The following is a 17,295-nucleotide window of genomic DNA, read 5'->3' on the forward strand; positions in this document are numbered from 1 at the left end:
ATATAGGCATCGGGGGATATTATTAAATGGCGGCGGACTAGGCCGGGGGGTTCGGCGTCCCCTGGAACCCGAAACCGTCGATATGCGGGGGCCGAAGCCCGAGGGGCGGTTCCTGAATCCAGCGGTGGAAGCCGAGAGGAGCCATGAGCCCCTGTCCCACGGGGCCGGCGGTGGGAGGGGCGGAGCTGAAGGGCTCCGCTAACTCCCTTTGCCCGCCGAACCCCGCAAGGCCCGGAAGGGAGCAGCGGTAGGCGGGACGTTCGGCGCTCGTGGGGTGGCGGGGGCGAGCAAGTCTCGGTGGAAGCCGCTGGAGGAGGGTTCCCACCCTCGGGCGCGTCCGCCGCCGTAAGAAACCTTTTAATATGTGGAAGCACTCAAACAAGGTTTGTTATTTTAGAGTAAAACAATATAGCAAACTTTGGCAAAATTTTTGAATGTTTAGCTAAATGATCAGAAACGTTCACTCCACTACTCGGCTTTCTTTTGACTAAAGGAGCTCATAAAGCTATGGTTAGAAAGTAAGAACGTATGGAAAAAAGCGTAAAAAATTAACACTAGTAAAAGAAAAAGTTATAAACACCAAGATGTTAAATTCATACGCAAAAACTGTTTGAGGTGTTGTTAAGTGAAGTGGAAACCTCTGCTGGCTCTTATCATCGCATTACAAAAGAAGTGGTAGAATTAATTAATGGGAAACCCACTACTGTTAAGAGGACTACCTTTATGGAGAGAAAATATTTCGTTTCTATTGTAGGAATTCAAGGGGACAAGATGTACTCCGGAGGAAAATTCATTGTATTTGAACCCAAAAAGCCATTAACTCAGATAATATACAGCGTTACTCCTCTTTCGTCAGACACAGACACTGCGCTCCTCCCTGCAGGAATAATTCACGCAGCTCCCGGAACAAAGGTTGAATGGCACATCTCATCTGGAGCAGAATTACCAGGACCAACAGGCTTGTGGTACGACAGCTTCTATCAATATGTGCTATGGGGAGATGAGCCTGATCCAGATGGATGGGAGAGGGGATACAAAAAAATCGCAATAGCAAATACTGATGATCATGTCACTCTGGACAACACATATTCGTCATTTTACAATCAAAGAAAAGTTCTGGCACATGTCCAATATAGGATAGACGCCTACTATATTGGGCCTCCAGATTGGCCAGTCATAGAATATGTAATTACACCTCAGTATATACTGGACTTGGTGGGGGGTTCTACCAGTACTGACAACTCTGTTCCATTAACCCTGCCCAGCTATGCCGGGACAATCCATAATTCCCCACAATGGATAAACTTTGAAACAAATGAGGATGGACCTGGATGGATGGTTCAGTCAGTTACATTCACATTTGGAATTGACTATAAGACAATCACAGCAGATGTGACAGTAACCCTCTATAGAGTAGCAGGAAGCACAACAGCTAAACCTCCCTATGTGAAAGTATATAACGCCATTGGAGCCAAATACTGGTACAAGAACAATGATAAGACAACATATGAAGTGTATTTCCACTGGTAGCAAAGCTATACCCCCATCTGGTACCCCCAGTGCATTAAATGACTTCCCTAAAATTTTTATAGCGAGATGTGGAATATATGAACCAGATATCACATATTTTGGGCAACGTTAATGCTTCTTCTTGGAGTTACTTTGATACGGTTGACAAAAATATCAATAAAAAGAGGGCTAAGCTAGGGGTTACAGTTCTCCTTCTACTTCCCATAGCGCAAACATTATTTTCTTCCCGCTGGCTACTTGGATATGGCATTGTTGAAATGGTATCATACATGATTTTATTCGATTGTACATTTCTGACTGTTTTTGCGGTATTGGACATTTTCTCCTTTGGAAAAGATGAGAAGGGGTTCGCATTCTTAGCTGAAAAGCCTGAACGAAGTTGCAGATGCCTTTGAGCTTAATTTAAACTGTCCTTACGCTAAAGGTTATGGCATGGAAATTGGGCAAAATCCGGAGAGGGTGTATAAGGTCGTCAAAGCCGTTAAAGATGCAATGGAGAAACCGGTAATAGCAAAGCTGACTCCGAACATTGATGATATAACAAAAATTGGACTGGCAGCAGAAAAAGCCGGTGCTGATGCTGTCTCTGCAATAAATACTATCAAAGCTATCGCAATTTAAGGAAATTAACGAGGGGATAGAGAGATTTTTAAATGAGGAAGGGTTTAATAGCATAGATGAGATAGTAGAAATAGCTTTGGAGGGATAAAAATGAAAAGAGCAGTTGTTTTGTTTAGCGGTGGGCTTGACAGTACGGCTTGCTTATACTGGGCAGAGAAAAATTATGATGAAGTTATCATGCTAACCATAAACTACGGCAGCAATGAGGAGAAGGTAACCAATAAAGTAGCGGAGTTTTTTTCAAAAGAGCTCAATGTTCCGCTGAAAGTCATCAAACTTGAGTTTTTGGAGGAATTCTCCAAGCTTAGAGGAACAACTTTAGTTGGAGGGGAAACTCCAAAAGTTACTGCAAAAGATTTAGAAAGCATGGAAATTGCTCAAGAAACGGCAAAGAGCGTTTGGGTTCCAGCAAGGAATGTAGTGCTAATATCTGTTGCCGCTTCACTTTTGGATGCCCTTGGAGGAGGAGATATTATAGTGGGCTTTAATGCCGAGGAAGGTGCCACTTTTCCCGACAATACCCCCGCATTTGTGGAGAAAACGAACGAGATGCTAAAATATGGAACCATGGCGGAGGTAAAAGTGGTCGCTCCCCTCATAAATCTGGATAAAAAGGACATAGCAAAGCTGTTGAAAGAGTTCAATGCAAAATACGAGTATTCCAATTCATGCTACATGCCCCAGGGTTTTACGGAAGATGGGAAGCCCATTCACTGTGGCGAATGCGAGAGCTGTGTTAGGAGGCATAGGGGGCTCATTGAAGCCATCGGAGAAGACAAAACCGTCTATAAGGTCAAGCCTGAGGTATAACTTATCACTTATTACTTATATCTCAGAAGTTAAAAGTGAGAGCTTAAAACTCCACCCTCTTTTTTACGATTTCTTCTGGCTTGATTACGCTTAGACCAGTCTTTTTTCCGAGAACCTCAATCCAGACATACCAATCCGGATTTGTGAGGTCTACTTTAGCCTTTAGCTCCTCTTTTATTTTTGCTCCGAGCTCTATCTCTATCTCCTTTCCGGATGAAATCCAGTTGCCCCTTCTTTTGCATCTGACTGCAAAGCTGTCTCCCTCTTTGATATACTCCTTTGCAAGCCGAAAAGCTTCCTCAATAATTTTCTCTTTTTTGCTCTCCACGAACTTTTCTATGGGAAGTACCTTGAATATAGCCGTCGTCTCAAATTCCTTGATTCTCTCGAGTGCCTCATCTTTGCTTGAGGAAGTCCGAACTATCAGCACTCCTCTCCACTTTGTTCTCCTTACCCTTGCATCCCCAAGTGCCCATTCCAGTTCAAGGGCGGCATCTCCTTCTCTTCCACCCGGTACGGTTACAAGCAACGTTGCCATTTTCTTCACCTCTATGGACAAACTTATATATTCCCCCACCTAAAACTTAGACTTGGTGGGTAAAATGGAAAGGCAGAGTACACTTAAAGTTTATTCACCTCCCTCTTATGAAGTCTACGGTTTGGCAAAAAACCCTTTTGAGCAGTTGGCAAGTGAGGGCATAGAGGACGTGGAGAGCATACACGTTTATCAGGAAGTGGACATGAGGCTTTCAATGATAATTTCGGAAGTTATTGGGAACAAGAGCTCAATAGCCTTCTCCCTGATCGGCCCCCTTGGGATGGGAAAAACGCAGAGGCTTAAAAGCATTCATAAAGCGATATCAGAACAAGGCGGAAAGTCAATCTACATTAAAGTTGACACAAACGACATTCTAAAACTCACAGGGGATATGTTTAACGGTCTGAAGCCCCCGAAGACAAGAACCAACATCTTTTTTGAGAACCTCTCAAAGAAGCTCGGCTTTATAGACAGGCTTGAAAAGATGCTCTCCTCAACGAAGGAGTACAAGTCCAGAGATATTGCGGAAATGCTCACAAAGGAACTTAGCAAATATCCCTATTCTGCCCTCCTTCTTGACGAGCTGGAAAACATGCAAACGGCAAGTGAGGAGAGTAAGATTCTATTTTTTGAGATGCTCAGGCATTTTATAAGCAACATGCCTCCGGGATGCATATTTGGATTTGCGTGCGTGCCGGAAGCGTACGAGGAGTACTCCAAAATTTTCCCGGCGTTCTTTATGAGGCTTCACTATGAATTCAAGCTTAGGCCCATGAGCCTTGAAGAAACCTTTGAACTTGTCAAAAAGAGACTCAACAAGGTTAGAATAAGAGACACAGACGATCCGATATATCCCTTTACAGAGGATGCCATAAGGTTAATCCATGAGCTTGCGAAGGGCAATCCAAGGCAAATTTTAAGACTCCTGCACTACGTTTTAAGCGAAGCCAGCAAGCATAAATTTGATCCGATAGATGATTACGTTGTTACCACAATTCTGGAAGAGCCCAAGAGTCTGGAGGAATACCTAACAAGGATTCCCAAAGAGTACAGAGACCTCGTGGAGGTTGTAGTGTACAAGTTCAATGGTGGGCCGGTGAGCTATATTCAGGTTGCAAAAGAGGTCAAAAAACCAGGGGTTCAGGTCTATGAGCATCTTGAGGAGCTCATACGGCTTGGATTCTTAGTGGGAGATCCAAAGGGCAACTATAAAGTACCAGAATATGTTAGAAAGTTCCTAGAAGGGCAGAAGGAGGGTAAGGAGTGAACTACGAAGGGCACGTGCTTAGCGGTATCTTAACCTATCCTCTTGCTGTCCTCCTTGCATCTTTTTTGAAGTACTATGCAAACCTCCCCTTTGAGCTAACTACCATCTCTATGATAGTGGGATATGGGGTTTACGTTTTAGGCTCTGACCTGCCCGACCTTGATCACCCGGAAGCGCTTATACACAGAGGAGTGAAGCCAATAGTTGCCGTAATCGTCGGTGGTGCGGTTTTTGTTAAAGGGAGAAACCTTGTGTCAGTTGGAAACGAAGTAGGTGATCCAGCCCTTGGGTGGCTTATAGCCTGTTTGCTTGCCTTTGGCTCTTGGTATGCCTTTTCAGCCCTAATGCCAAAGCATAGGGGGATTGTTCATTCTCTGGCATTTGCACTTCTATATGGAGCCGTGATTTTTGCCTCCTTTGAGTACGGCCTTGGATTTAAATTTGGAGAAGCGTTGTTTATTGCCTTTGCTGCCTTTTTGGGGTATTCTCTCCATCTAATAATTGATAGGGAGATAAAGCTGATTTAGTTCTCAAATCTGTTCCACAATGTTTTTAAATATTCAACCAAAAGTTGCAAACCGGAGGTGAGGGAAAGATGTTCAGCTTAGGGGGACTTTCACAGACAGTTGATGAAACAAAAACGTGGGATGTTCTGATAATAGGAGCGGGCCCAGCAGGTTTCACTGCGGCAATATATGCGGCACGCTATGGGCTGGAGACCCTTATAATCTCAAAGGACATAGGTGGAAACGTTGCCCTTACAGACCTCATTGAAAATTACCCCGGATTTCCCGATGGGATAAGCGGTGCAGAGCTTGCCAGCAGAATGCATGAGCAAGTAAAAAAGCTTGGAGTGCCGATAATTTTTGATGAAGTTGAGAGAATAGACCCCGCTGAGTGTACCTATTATGAAGGCCCATGCAAGTTCCATGTAAAGACAAAAAATGGGAAGATTTACAAGGCTAGAACCGTTATAATAGCCGTTGGAGCGGAGCCTAGGAAGCTTAGAGTTCCCGGAGAGGATAAATTCTATGGACGGGGAGTTAGTTACTGTGCAACATGTGACGGGCCTTTATTCAAGGGGAAAGATGTGATAGTTGTTGGAGGAGGGAATACAGCGCTACAGGAGGCTTTGTATCTGAAGGAGATAGGGGTTAACGTTACCCTTGTTCACAGAAGGGAGCAGTTTAGAGCGGATAAGATACTTCAGGACAGGTTCAAGAAGGCCGGGATTCCAGCAATTTTAAACACGGTTGTGGTTGAGATAAAGGGCAATCAAAAGGTCGAAAGTGTAGTGCTGAAAAATGTAAAAACCGGTGAAGTATTTGAAAAGAAGGTCGATGGCGTGTTTGTTTTCATAGGCTACGAGCCTAAGACGGATTTCGTTAAGCACCTCGGCATTACCGATGAACAAGGCTACATTCCCGTTGACATGCACATGAGAACAAAAGTAAAGGGACTCTTTGCCGCTGGGGACATAACAAACGTCTTTAAGCAGATAGCAGTGGCCGTTGGGCAGGGGGCTATAGCGGCTAACTCAGCAAAGGAGCTTTTGGAAGAGTGGAAAACTCAAGTGAATGAAGAGTGATTCTCCACTAAACCTTTTTTACAAACTTTTTTACTGGCTTTATTGTATAACTAATGCTTAATTCCAATTATTTTCGAAACTTTTTCGAGCAAAAACAAGTTTTGATGAGCATAAAATTATATAGATGTGAAATATCCAATACATCGGTGAGCGAACATGGTGAAGGGACCCCAGGTTAAGGAAATCCCCGGACCGAAGGCTAGGGAAATAATAGAGAAGCACCACAAGTATATGGCAACCACAACAAACGACCCAAATGAGTACTTCTTGGTTATAGAGAGAACGGAGGGCAACTACTGGATTGACGTCGATGGGAATAGAATTCTCGATTTCTCCTCTGGTATAGGTGTTCTCAACGTCGGTCTTAGAAATCCGAAAGTTGTTGAAGCTTTGAAAGAGCAGCTTGACAAAGTTATTCACGCAGCCGGGACCGATTATTACAACCCCTACCAGGTTGCCTTGGCGGAAAAGCTTGACAGCATAGCTCCCGGTGACTTTGAAAAGAAGACCTTCCTCTCAAACAGTGGTACAGAAGCTAATGAAGCAGCCCTGAAGATAGCAAAGTGGTCAACACAGAGAAAGCTCTTCATAGCCTTCATTGGGGCATTCCACGGCAGAACTCATGGAACGATGAGCTTAACCGCAAGCAAGCCCGTTCACAGGTCGAGGATGTTCCCAACAATGCCCGGTGTTGAACACGTTCCATATCCAAACCCCTACAGAAATCCGTGGCACATTGATGGTTATGAGGAACCGGATGAGCTCGTGAACAGAGTAATAGAATACATTGAAGATTACCTCTTTGATCACTACGTCCCACCGGAAGAAGTGGCAGCGTTCATAGCGGAGCCAATTCAGGGTGAGGGAGGCTATGTAGTACCACCTAAGAACTTCTTCAAGGAGCTCAAGAAAGTTGCAGACAAGCACGGTATACTAATCATAGACGATGAGGTTCAGATGGGAATGGGAAGAACGGGCAAGATGTTTGCAATCGAGCACTTTGGAATTGCTCCAGATATCATAAGCCTCGCAAAGGCCCTTGGTGGAGGAGTTCCAATTGGAGCAACGATCTTTAGAAAAGACCTGGACTTTGGCATCCCCGGTGTACACAGCAACACATATGGTGGAAATGCCTTGGCTTGTGTAGCAGCGTTGACGGTAATTGATGAGCTTGAGAAAGGATTAATTGAGAACGCCAAAAAGCTTGAGCCGCTGTTCAAAGAGAGACTTCAGGAGATGTATGATAAATACGAAATCATCGGTGATGTCAGAGGGCTTGGCCTTGCTTGGGCTATTGAATTCGTAAAGGACAGAAAGACAAAAGAGTACGCAAGCAAGGAAAGAAACCAAGTTATAATTGAGGCACTTAAGAGAGGCCTTGCAACCCTCGGCTGTGGAAAGAGCGCTCTAAGACTAATCCCACCGCTAACAATAGACGAAGAAGAGGCCAAGATTGGTTTGGACATTCTCGAAGAGGCCATCAAAGCTGTTGTTAGCTGATTCCTTTTCTATTCTATTTTTGTCCTTCTGGGCCTGTTAAGGATAAGGTTTTTTTAAGGTCAAATTTCAAGGTAAAACTTGAAAAATAAATAAGGTGGGAGGGACAACAATGGCCACGGAAGCACTTGCACCTTACGGTAAGTGGGTGTTAACGGCCGTTGCCGTTCTTTACTTTGTTTACCTCTTCGTGCTCAAGAAGAAAGTCTTTGAAGTCGCGGTTGGGGTAGCTTTATCCGGCATAATGGCGGCTTTAGTGGCTGTGGTAACGATGCTAATCCAAGTTCCAACGCCCTTAACGAAAGGATACATCAACGTTGGGGACAGCATGGTAATGCTTGTGGCAGTTCTCTTTGGCCCCACAATAGGGGCATTCGCCGGGGGATTTGGTTCCGCGATGGCAGATTTAATTACCGGCTACGCACACTGGGCACCTTTCACTTTGGTTATAAAAGGAGTAGAGGGATTCGTTGTTGGATACCTAACTTCAAAGAAAGACGACTTTACAACAATCCTCTTAGCTACAATCCTTGGTGGAGCCCTGATGGTTCTAGGATACTTCTTCGTTGAGGTCTACTTTTACGGATGGGGAGGGGCCATAGCAATGGTTCCGGGGAATACCCTCCAAGCTGTCACCGGAATTGTTGTAGGCGGTGGAGTGGGGCATGTGATAAAAAGAAGGGTCAAGGACATGCTTGTATCACTTCAGATTTAGAGTTCTCCAATTTCCCTTATCTCTTCCCACATCTCCCTTTCTTTCCTTAAGGGCTCGAGCGATATTCTGCGTGAGGCTTTTCGGAGATGCCCGAGGAATCTTGGGTCGGCAATTATTGCGTCGCAATTAAGCTCTTTTATTACATAAACATTCAATCCAAGAGCTTCCAATTCTTTTGCGGCTTTTTCAGCAAACTTCGGGCCCACAAATGCAACTTTTGGTTCAAACCCATCTTCTCGAATCTCTTTTATTACAGTCCTTAAGAGCTCCAAGGTTTCACTCATTTTTAGCCCCTTCCACGATTTTCACACCGCTCGATGTGCCTATTCTGTTAGCCCCAGCCTCTATCATTGCCAAAGCCTGCTCGTAGGTTCTTACCCCTCCAGCGGCTTTCACTCCAAGCTTATCCCCAACAACCCTGCGCATTAACTTGACATCTTCAACAGTTGCTCCTCCAGTTCCAAATCCCGTTGAGGTTTTGACGAAATCAGCCCCAGCCTCCATGGCGAGCTTACATGCTATCTCTTTTTCTTCGTCAGTGAGGTAGCAAGTTTCAATTATGACCTTCACTATCGCCCCCTTTTCGTGGGCAACCTTTACAACCTCTGCTATGTCATTTTTAACGTACTCGTAATCCTTATCCTTCAATGCACCGATGTTAATGACCATATCAAGCTCATCTGCCCCATCCTCAAGGGCTTTCTTTGCCTCAAAAACCTTCACTTCCGTCGGCGTTGCCCCAAGAGGAAATCCAATCACACTTGCAACCTTAATCTCTGTACCCTTAAGCTGTTCCTTTGCAAGCTTTACCCTGTATGGATTTACACAGACGGCATAGAAGCCGTATCTCTTTGCCTCCTCACAGAGCTTTATTATGTCCTCCCTGGTGGCGTAGGGCTTTAAGTTTGTGTGGTCTATGTACTTGGCAATATCCATATCCTCCACCTCACCCCTGATTAGGTCTGGGTTGTATTTTAGGGTTTCACCCAAAGGTTTAAAAATTAGTTCTTGAAATACCTTCCGGGAGGCACAATGGCGGCAGAGTATATTGTAACCTTTGGAGCCTTTGCCCTGGGACTGCTAATGCTGGTCAAGGGAAGCGACATATTTGTGGAAGCGGCTACAAGGGTTGCAAAGGGATTTGGAGTTAGCGAGTTCATAATCGCTTTGGTATTGGCCAGCATCGCCACAACTCTGCCGGAGGTCACGACTTCCGCGATAGCTGCGTATCAAGGGCTCAGCGACATAGCCCTCGGAAACGCCATAGGGAGTGCCTTAGCAAACATAGCCCTTATTTTGGGACTCTCTGCTCTCATCATGCCCCTCGATGTTGATGAAATAGCCTGGAAGAACGCCCTTTTTATGATTGGTGTGACATTTTACGCGTGGATTTTGATGAGGGATCTCGTAATTTCCAGGATTGAGGGGTTAACGCTGATCCTGATATATCTGGGATTCCTCTATTACCTATATAAGAAGCATGTGACGCTGGAAGAAGTTAAAGAGGGCAGAGGAAATCCCAAGAGAGATGTTGTAATTTTGTTTGCAAGCGGACTTGTGGTTGTTTTCGGGGCTAGGCTTGTTGTTGAAAGCGCTGTAAAAATAGCGACAGCCCTTGGAATTCCAGAAGTGGTCATAGGTCTTACGTTGGTCTCAGTTGGCACCTCCCTTCCGGAGATGGCAAACTCGTTAACCGCCACACTGAAAAAAATCCCCAATATAAGTGTTGGCAACATTGTTGGAGCGAACATACTGGACATCCTGATGGTCATTGGCATCGCGGCTTTAATAAGGCCGATAAAAGTGGATTACAGCATATATTCCTTCACAACCCCTCTAACGTTGTTTGTAATGGTAGTACTGACAGTATCTCTAAAGCTGAACAACAGGGTTGGAAGGAAAACAAGCGTAGTCCTCTTAGCTTTGTATGCTTATTTCCTCTACGCTAATTTTACATAACGCAGCATTCGTAAATAATCTCCACTTCCCTTATCGTTTTTGCCCACTCAATGACCTTTCTCGGGGGGTTTGTTATTCTGTCAACTCCCTCCTCTATGGCCCCTTTGTCAAACTCCAGCCTCCATTTCCCGAGGGGTCTCATGCATCCAATGCTCAGCTCTCCATCGAACCTTTCTCTGGCGTATTTAACAACCTTTAGGCTCTCCTCCACGGAAGGAGCTTTTATGTTCTCCATCTCCGTTCCTCTTGTGGGGATAAGCACGTCAAGAACCAAAACCTCAATCGGATACTCCCTGAGCATATCAATTGCTTTGTACTCCCACCAAATCCTTCCAAAGTCCAGACCTATGGTTATATGCGGCGCAACCTTGATCCCGTTTGACGTGAGAAGATCTATTATCTCGAGGTAATCTCTAACGCCCTTTTCTATTTTATAAACCCTCCTAATAACATCGTCATCCCCAACAAAGTCGAGAGAAACTGCGTCCACATGCCTTACCCACTCTAAGTCTTTATCGTCTATAAACCCAACATGGGCGTTAAGCTTTAGCTTCGTTTCTTTCTTTATGCGCTCTATCTCTGAAGAATAAAGATCAAGTGGTACTTTCAGCCTTGAATCCATTCCACCGCTTAAAAGACATCCCTTATAGCCCTCTTTCTCAAGCGATTTACAGTATTCGACGAGGTTATGCTTCGTTACTTTCTTCATTCCCTCAAGGTAGTGTTTCCCACAGTGGGCACAGTTTAGGGTGCAGTAGTTTCCAGTAAGGGAAACAGATGGGAAAGAAATACCAGGTATGTAGACCTTGAGCTTTTTCAAGGGGATCACTCCTCGTCGACGCTTGCCTCTATTCTCTCCACATCTTCGATAATGTCTTCCTCCTCTTCTTCGAGGAGGAACTGCTCCTCAAGCTTCTCTTCAAGACTGATCTTTTTCTTTTCTTTCATGGTCAGCTTCTCCGCCTCGGCCACCATGTTTAAAAGCACCGCTGCAAGCCTAGCGGCTGTCTCAGTCCTCATCGAGGCCTTTGCCTCAACATCCTCATTATGTATTGTCATGCTTATGTTTGCCGGTCTGAAGGTTCCCTGCTGGTCTATGTATGCATCCCAGAGGCTTAAGGCAATGTACTTATCCTTGCTCCCCATGTAAATTCGTATTGTGTATCTCGGCTTATTTACCATGAGCTTCACCAACTGTTGTTTGTCTCCCGTCAATAAAAGTCTTTTGAAAAAAGGTTTAAAAGTCTCATGTGAAGTGTATAACACCCAATGAAGAGTTCAGCCTTACCTGAATCGTGATGAGGGAGTGACGGACTGAGGGGATTTCCCAATGGAAGAAGTTTACAGACCCTTAATGGTGAGCATTCTTGGGAATATCTTTTTAGCTATTCTGAAAGTTTCTGTGGGGTTCCTTTACTCCAGTTTGGCCTTGATTTCTGACGGCATACACTCTCTCTCAGATGTTGTGACAAGTGTTGTGGGCTACCTTGGGGTCAAAATCTCCTCTAAACCTGCTGATAAAACCCACCCTTTTGGCCATTCCAGATTTGAACCCCTCTTTGCCTTTTTTATAGGTATGGCGCTCTTTTTGGTGGCCTATGAGGTAGGAAGAGATGCCCTGGAGAGGATTTTCGCCGGATATACTATTGAAGTGAACTCGATTATGCTTGCCATTGTGGTGCTTTCTATTGTTTCAAAAGAGGCAATGACTCAATACTCCCTTAGAATTGGGAGGAAACTCAACAACCAAATACTTATTGCAGACGCATATCACCACAGGAGCGATGTATTAAGCAGCATAGCCGTGTTTGTTGGCCTGCTCCTTCAAAGGTTTGGCTTTACCTACGGAGATGCCCTGGCAGGACTTATCGTGGCTCTGCTGGTAGGGAAAGTGGCGGTTGAGATAGTCTTCAAGAACGTGAACTACCTAACGGGAACTTCTCCACCCTTTGAGCTCTGTGAAAAAATTAAAGAAACTGCCCTTGGCGTTGAAGGCGTTGTGGGTGTTCATGATTTAAGGGCACACCACGTTGGTCCAAAGTTGCATGTTGAACTGCACATAGAGGTTCCTCCCCATATAACCCTCAAAGAGGCTCACGACATAAGCGAAGAAGTTAAAAGGAGAATCGAAAAGATTGATGAAGTCGAGGTAGCGTTTGTCCATGTAGACATCAAAGGGATAACGGAGTGAGAGGAATGAAACTTGAAGAACTCCTGCAGAAGATAGTTCACCAAGAGAACGAGCTTTACAACCTCTACAAGCTTGGAGAGACTTTTGCTACCTATGGATATCCCTCCTTAATCGAACATTTCCAGTGGCTCGCAAGTGAGGAGCTAAGGCACAGGGATACAATCGAAAAATTCCTTCGCGAGGGAACACTTGAAAACACCGCAATTATAGATTACATTGATTCTCTAAGCCTGGAGCCCTACTTCCAAGATGAGAGGGCTGAACCGCAAACCTTAACGGATCTTGTTTTAGAGGCGCTCATAAGGGAAAAACACAGTTATGAGCTCTATAAAAAGCTAAGCCAAATACTCAGCGGTTCTCTAAGCGAGATATTCGGGATAATGGCTCAGGAAGAGCTCAAACATGCCTACAGGCTGAAGATTATCTATGAGGGTTTGGAGGAATAGCTGGATAAAATATCCGACTTAGGTATTTTTCTACTCTTTATTATTCCGACAGAGCTCATCTTCAATATTTGTCATCTTGGCAATCCACAGCGGGGCAAGGTATATTTACCTTACACGCACATTACTCTCTACTGATACTTTTACTAATGTGTCGCGGAATAGTAAAATAATATGACAGGGGGGTTTATATGCCAGTTGAAAAAGTGATGAAAAGGGATGGTCGAATAGTTCCTTTCGATGAGAGCCGTATAAGGTGGGCTATACAAAGGGCAATGTGGGAAGTTGGGGTAAGGGATGAGAATCTTCTCGATAAGATTGTGAAGGATGTTGTTGATAGGATCAATGAGCTTTATGAGGGGCAGATTCCCCATATAGAGAACATTCAGGATATAGTGGAACTTGAACTGATGAGAAACGGCCTTTTTGAGGTTGCCAAAGCCTACATAATCTACAGAAAGAAGAAAGCAGAGATTAGAGAAGAGAAAAGGAAGATACTGAACAAAGAGAAGCTTGATGAGATAGACAAGCGTTTTTCAATAAACGCTCTGAGGGTTCTGGCAAGCAGGTATCTCATGAAGAACGAGGAAGGAAAAATAATCGAGAGCCCAAAACAGCTCTTTGAGAGGGTTGCCACCTTAGCAGCAATTCCCGAGCTCTTATACGACGAGAGGGTGTTCTCCAAAGAAGGAGGCTACACACAGGATTTGAAGAGGGTCGAGCATTATCTGCAGAACTTTGGGAGCTTTGATAACGTTTACAGCATAGGCCGCTTCAAGCTCAACAAGTACCATTTTGAGAGGATGATAAACCTCTATAAGGAGCTGGCAGAGAAGGGAAAAATGAAGGTAAGCATTGACGAATTTTTGAACATGCTCGAGAGAGGAGATTTTGACAGATACGAAGAGGTCATCGAGGACTTCTTCAATTTGATGGTCAATCAAGTTTTCATGCCCAATACCCCCGCTTTAATAAACTCTGGAAGACCACTGGGAATGCTCTCGGCTTGCTTTGTTGTGCCGATAGAGGATGACATGGAGAGCATAATGAAAGCAGCTCATGATGTGGCTATTATACAGAAAATGGGTGGGGGAACAGGGTTAAACTTCTCAAAACTCCGCCCCGAGGGCGATTTAGTCGGAACGACGACCGGGGCAGCCTCAGGTCCAGTCTCGTTCATGCACCTCATCGATGCCGTTAGCGATGTAATAAAGCAGGGTGGAGTGAGAAGAGGAGCCAACATGGGCATACTTGAGGTCTGGCATCCGGATATTGAGAAGTTCATCCATGCAAAAGAGCAGAACGTTGGAACCAATGTTTTGAGCAACTTCAACATAAGCGTTGGTCTCTGGGGAGATTTCTGGGAAGCCCTCAAAGAAGGGAAGAAGTACCCCTTAGTTAATCCAAGAACGGGGAAAAAGGTAAAGGAGATTGATCCCAAGAGCCTCTTTGAGGAATTAGCTTACATGGCCTGGGCAAAGGCAGATCCGGGTGTGGTGTTCTTTGACATAATAAACAGAAGAAACGTTCTGGAGCCCGCTAAGGGTGAAAAGATAAGGGCCACCAACCCATGTGTTGTTGGAGATACAAGGGTTTTAACACCCGAGGGCTACCTCAAGATTGAGGAGCTCTTTAGGATTGCAAAAGAAAGGAACGAAGAGAAAGTTGTTGCAGTTGAAGGAATAGCTGAGGAAGGAGAAGAGTTCGCTTATCCAATAACGATCCTACTTCCAAATGAAGAAGAGAAAGAGGTCATTTATGAAACTGTACACGGAAAGCAGCCTGCTATAGCAGATCCTGTTGAAGTCAAAGCCTACGTCTGGAAAGTTGGAAGGAAGAGGGTGGCTAGAGTAAAGACAAAAGAGGGTTACGAGATAACCGCTACCCTTGACCATAAGATAATGACAAAGGATGGCTGGAAAGCAGTTGAAGATCTTAAAGAAGGCGATTTAATAGCCTTGCCAAGGTTTGAGGTCGGGGATGACTTTGGAAGCGAGAGCATAGGCGAGGATTTAGCCTTTACTTTAGGATGGCTTATTGGGGATGGATGTATTAACACAAATGATAAGAGGGTTTGGTTCTACTTCAACGCTGAAAAAGAAGAGGAGATAGCGCAGAAAATCTCTGAAATACTCAAGAAGCACTTTAACTCCAAAGCCGAACCCCACAGATATGGAAGTGAAATCAAGCTTGGAGTTCGCGGCGAGGCCTACAGATTCTTTGAGAAAATAGTCAAAACGAACGAAAAAAGAGTTCCAGAAATCGTTTACCGCTTAAGGCCAAATGAGATCAGAGCATTTTTAAGAGGCCTCTTCACAGCTGGCGGCTACGTGGACAATGATAGTGCAATAAGACTAACCTCAGGGGATAGGAAGCTTTTAAGAGACGTCCAAGACTTACTGCTTCTCTTTGGTATAATATCAAAAATCCACGAAAGGCCATACAAGGATACATTTGAATACACAACCAAAGACGGTGAAAAGAAAATCTACGAAGCACAAGGTTATTATGAACTCGTTATAGCAAACTACAGCAGAAAGCTGTTCGCAGAGAAGATCGGCTTCGAAGGGGAAAAACAAGAAAAAATTAGGCTCAATAAAACAGAAATTGACGAACCCCACGCAAGAGTTGAGAGTGTGGAAATCATCGGAGAAGAAATTGTTTACGACTTAACAGTACCGGAGATTCACAGCTATGTCTCCAACGGCTTTATGAGCCACAACTGTGGAGAAGAGCCCCTCTACGACTACGAATCGTGTAATCTGGCCTCTATAAACCTTGCAAAGTTCGTAAAATATAACGACGAAGGAAAGCCGTACTTCGACTGGGACGAATATGCTCAGGTTATAATGAAAGTCGCCAGGTACCTTGATAACGCGATAGATGTAAACAGATTCCCCCTACCGGAGATAGACCACAACACCAAGCTGACAAGAAGAATCGGTGTGGGAATGATGGGTTTAGCGGATGCGCTCTTCAAACTTGGAATAGCTTACAACAGCAAAGAGGGCTACGACTTTATGAGGAAGGTCACCGAGTACCTCACCTTCTACGCATACAAGTACAGCATAGAGGCGGCAAAGAAGAGGGGAACCTTCCCGCTTTATGAAAAGACCAGATATCCAGAGGGGGAGCTGCCGATAGAGGGCTACTACCACAGGGAGATATGGAACCTCCCATGGGATGAGCTCGTTGAAGAAATCAAGAAATACGGTGTAAGGAATGCAATGGTAACCACATGCCCGCCAACGGGGAGCGTTTCAATGATAGCGGATACCTCAAGCGGAATTGAGCCAATATTTGCCCTTGTTTACAAGAAGAGCGTCACGGTTGGGGAGTTCTATTACGTTGACCCCGTGTTTGAGGCTGAGCTTAAGAAGAGAGGACTTTACAACGATGAAATCCTTCAAAAGATAAGTGACAACTACGGTAGCGTGCAGGGTTTGGAGGAGATACCAGAGGACATGCAGAGAGTTTTCGTGACCGCAATGGACATCCACTGGCTTGATCACCTCTTAGCCCAAGCAAGCATCCAGCTCTGGCTCACAGACAGTGCAAGCAAGACAATAAACATGCCAAACGATGCAACTGTTGAAGACGTCAAGGCCGCTTATCTCTTGGCCCATGCCCTCGGATGTAAGGGAGTTACAGTTTACAGGGATGGAAGCTTGAGCGTTCAGGTTTACAGTGTTGAGGGTGAGAAGAAGAAGCGTGTGCCCGCAAAGCCGAGCGAATATGCAAAGAAAATACTTAGGGAGATCGTTGAGAGCGAATCGTGGCTCAAGAGATTCATCAATGTTGAGGCGATAATAGACGGCACCAACGGAAAAGGCTCGCCAACGTTTTCTTTAAGTATCCCGAAAGCACAAAGACCGGCGGAGGAAACAGCCAAGGAGAGAAACGTAAAAGACCTTCTTGGGGTGGCATACTGTCCAGTCTGCTATGAAAAAGATGGAGAGCTCGTGGAGCTCAGGATGGAGAGCGGATGTGCCACATGTCCAAAATGCGGCTGGAGCAAGTGCGTGATTTCCTAGCTCTCTATTTTAAATTTGTTCCATGCTGTTTTAATAGAGGGCAAGAATTCTTCAAATCGTGGTAATGGTCGTATTACCATCCGTTAGGTAAGGCTTAAATAC

16 protein-coding genes, 1 other RNA gene and 1 pseudogene are annotated in these 17,295 nt (G+C 44.8%); 13 read left to right on the forward strand and 5 right to left on the reverse strand.

Annotated features, from left to right (window positions below):
- Nucleotides 1–30: 30 nt before the first annotated feature.
- The 4 genes and pseudogenes from ffs (at nt 31) to queC (ending at nt 2,961) form a co-directional block, all read left to right on the forward strand.
- An RNA gene (gene ffs / locus ADU37_RS11000) (signal recognition particle sRNA) lies at nt 31–343 on the forward strand.
- A gap of 275 nt (nt 344–618) precedes the next feature.
- Entirely contained in the window at nt 619–1,530 is a 912-nt protein-coding gene (locus ADU37_RS06205) for a hypothetical protein (RefSeq protein ID WP_144433215.1), read from the forward strand.
- A gap of 344 nt (nt 1,531–1,874) precedes the next feature.
- Nucleotides 1,875–2,148 (forward strand): annotated as a pseudogene (locus tag ADU37_RS11005) (tRNA-dihydrouridine synthase); the annotation flags it as partial.
- 93 nt (nt 2,149–2,241) lie between these two features.
- Nucleotides 2,242–2,961: a 7-cyano-7-deazaguanine synthase QueC gene (gene queC / locus ADU37_RS06220; RefSeq protein ID WP_058946789.1), complete on the forward strand. Its 720-nt coding sequence runs from the start codon at nt 2,242–2,244 to the stop codon at nt 2,959–2,961.
- Between the two features lie 43 nt (nt 2,962–3,004).
- Here the strand turns inward: queC and ADU37_RS06225 are convergent, their stop codons facing one another.
- Nucleotides 3,005–3,499, reverse strand: a complete 495-nt coding sequence (locus ADU37_RS06225; protein WP_058946790.1) for a THUMP domain-containing protein — start codon at nt 3,497–3,499, stop codon at nt 3,005–3,007.
- A 64-nt stretch (nt 3,500–3,563) separates the two neighbouring features.
- Between ADU37_RS06225 and ADU37_RS06230 the strand changes: the two genes are divergently transcribed.
- The 5 genes from ADU37_RS06230 (at nt 3,564) to ADU37_RS06250 (ending at nt 8,566) form a co-directional block, all read left to right on the forward strand.
- Entirely contained in the window at nt 3,564–4,766 is a 1,203-nt protein-coding gene (locus ADU37_RS06230; protein ID WP_058946791.1) for a hypothetical protein, read from the forward strand.
- Entirely contained in the window at nt 4,763–5,293 is a 531-nt protein-coding gene (locus tag ADU37_RS06235) for a metal-dependent hydrolase (protein ID WP_058946792.1), read from the forward strand. The genes ADU37_RS06230 and ADU37_RS06235 overlap by 4 nt, the downstream gene beginning before the upstream one ends.
- Nucleotides 5,294–5,361: 68 nt before the next feature.
- The gene (gene trxB / locus ADU37_RS06240; protein WP_058946793.1) at nt 5,362–6,354 is read left to right on the forward strand and encodes a thioredoxin-disulfide reductase; all 993 of its coding nucleotides are present in this window, start codon (nt 5,362–5,364) and stop codon (nt 6,352–6,354) included.
- A 156-nt stretch (nt 6,355–6,510) separates the two neighbouring features.
- The gene (locus ADU37_RS06245; protein ID WP_058946794.1) at nt 6,511–7,854 is read left to right on the forward strand and encodes an acetyl ornithine aminotransferase family protein; all 1,344 of its coding nucleotides are present in this window, start codon (nt 6,511–6,513) and stop codon (nt 7,852–7,854) included.
- Nucleotides 7,855–7,963: 109 nt separating this feature from the next.
- Nucleotides 7,964–8,566 carry an ECF transporter S component gene (locus ADU37_RS06250; protein WP_058946795.1) on the forward strand — a complete coding sequence of 201 codons (603 nt, stop codon included), beginning with the start codon at nt 7,964–7,966 and terminating at the stop codon, nt 8,564–8,566.
- Here ADU37_RS06250 and ADU37_RS06255 read toward each other — a convergent pair.
- Both ADU37_RS06255 and deoC read right to left on the reverse strand, forming a co-directional pair.
- Nucleotides 8,563–8,850, reverse strand: coding sequence for a family 4B encapsulin nanocompartment shell protein (locus tag ADU37_RS06255; protein ID WP_058946796.1), 288 nt, complete (start codon nt 8,848–8,850; stop codon nt 8,563–8,565). The genes ADU37_RS06250 and ADU37_RS06255 overlap by 4 nt on opposite strands.
- Nucleotides 8,843–9,502: a deoxyribose-phosphate aldolase gene (gene deoC, locus ADU37_RS06260; protein ID WP_058946797.1), complete on the reverse strand. Its 660-nt coding sequence runs from the start codon at nt 9,500–9,502 to the stop codon at nt 8,843–8,845. Before deoC ends, ADU37_RS06255 begins: the two co-directional genes overlap by 8 nt.
- 96 nt (nt 9,503–9,598) lie before the next feature.
- On the opposite strand from deoC, the gene ADU37_RS06265 reads away from it, so the two are divergent.
- Nucleotides 9,599–10,525: a calcium/sodium antiporter gene (locus ADU37_RS06265; RefSeq protein ID WP_058946798.1), complete on the forward strand. Its 927-nt coding sequence runs from the start codon at nt 9,599–9,601 to the stop codon at nt 10,523–10,525.
- On the opposite strand, the gene ADU37_RS06270 is transcribed toward ADU37_RS06265, so the two are convergent.
- Both ADU37_RS06270 and ADU37_RS06275 read right to left on the reverse strand, forming a co-directional pair.
- Nucleotides 10,518–11,345: a radical SAM protein gene (locus ADU37_RS06270; RefSeq protein WP_203226250.1), complete on the reverse strand. Its 828-nt coding sequence runs from the start codon at nt 11,343–11,345 to the stop codon at nt 10,518–10,520. The two genes, ADU37_RS06265 and ADU37_RS06270, sit on opposite strands and share 8 nt — an antisense overlap.
- Before the next feature lie 5 nt (nt 11,346–11,350).
- Nucleotides 11,351–11,716 (reverse strand): hypothetical protein, encoded by a 366-nt coding sequence (locus ADU37_RS06275; protein WP_144433217.1) that lies wholly within the window; start codon nt 11,714–11,716, stop codon nt 11,351–11,353.
- A 139-nt stretch (nt 11,717–11,855) separates the two neighbouring features.
- Here ADU37_RS06275 and ADU37_RS06280 point away from each other — a divergent pair, with 139 nt between their 5' ends.
- The 3 genes from ADU37_RS06280 (at nt 11,856) to ADU37_RS06290 (ending at nt 17,193) form a co-directional block, all read left to right on the forward strand.
- Nucleotides 11,856–12,716, forward strand: coding sequence for a cation diffusion facilitator family transporter (locus ADU37_RS06280; protein ID WP_058946800.1), 861 nt, complete (start codon nt 11,856–11,858; stop codon nt 12,714–12,716).
- Nucleotides 12,717–12,721: 5 nt separating this feature from the next.
- Nucleotides 12,722–13,162 carry a ferritin family protein gene (locus ADU37_RS06285; RefSeq protein ID WP_058946801.1) on the forward strand — a complete coding sequence of 147 codons (441 nt, stop codon included), beginning with the start codon at nt 12,722–12,724 and terminating at the stop codon, nt 13,160–13,162.
- 188 nt (nt 13,163–13,350) lie between these two features.
- Nucleotides 13,351–17,193, forward strand: coding sequence for an adenosylcobalamin-dependent ribonucleoside-diphosphate reductase (locus ADU37_RS06290; RefSeq protein WP_058946802.1), 3,843 nt, complete (start codon nt 13,351–13,353; stop codon nt 17,191–17,193).
- Nucleotides 17,194–17,295 lie beyond the last annotated feature (102 nt).

The organism is Thermococcus sp. 2319x1, assembly GCF_001484685.1.
Lineage (GTDB): Archaea > Methanobacteriota_B > Thermococci > Thermococcales > Thermococcaceae > Thermococcus_A.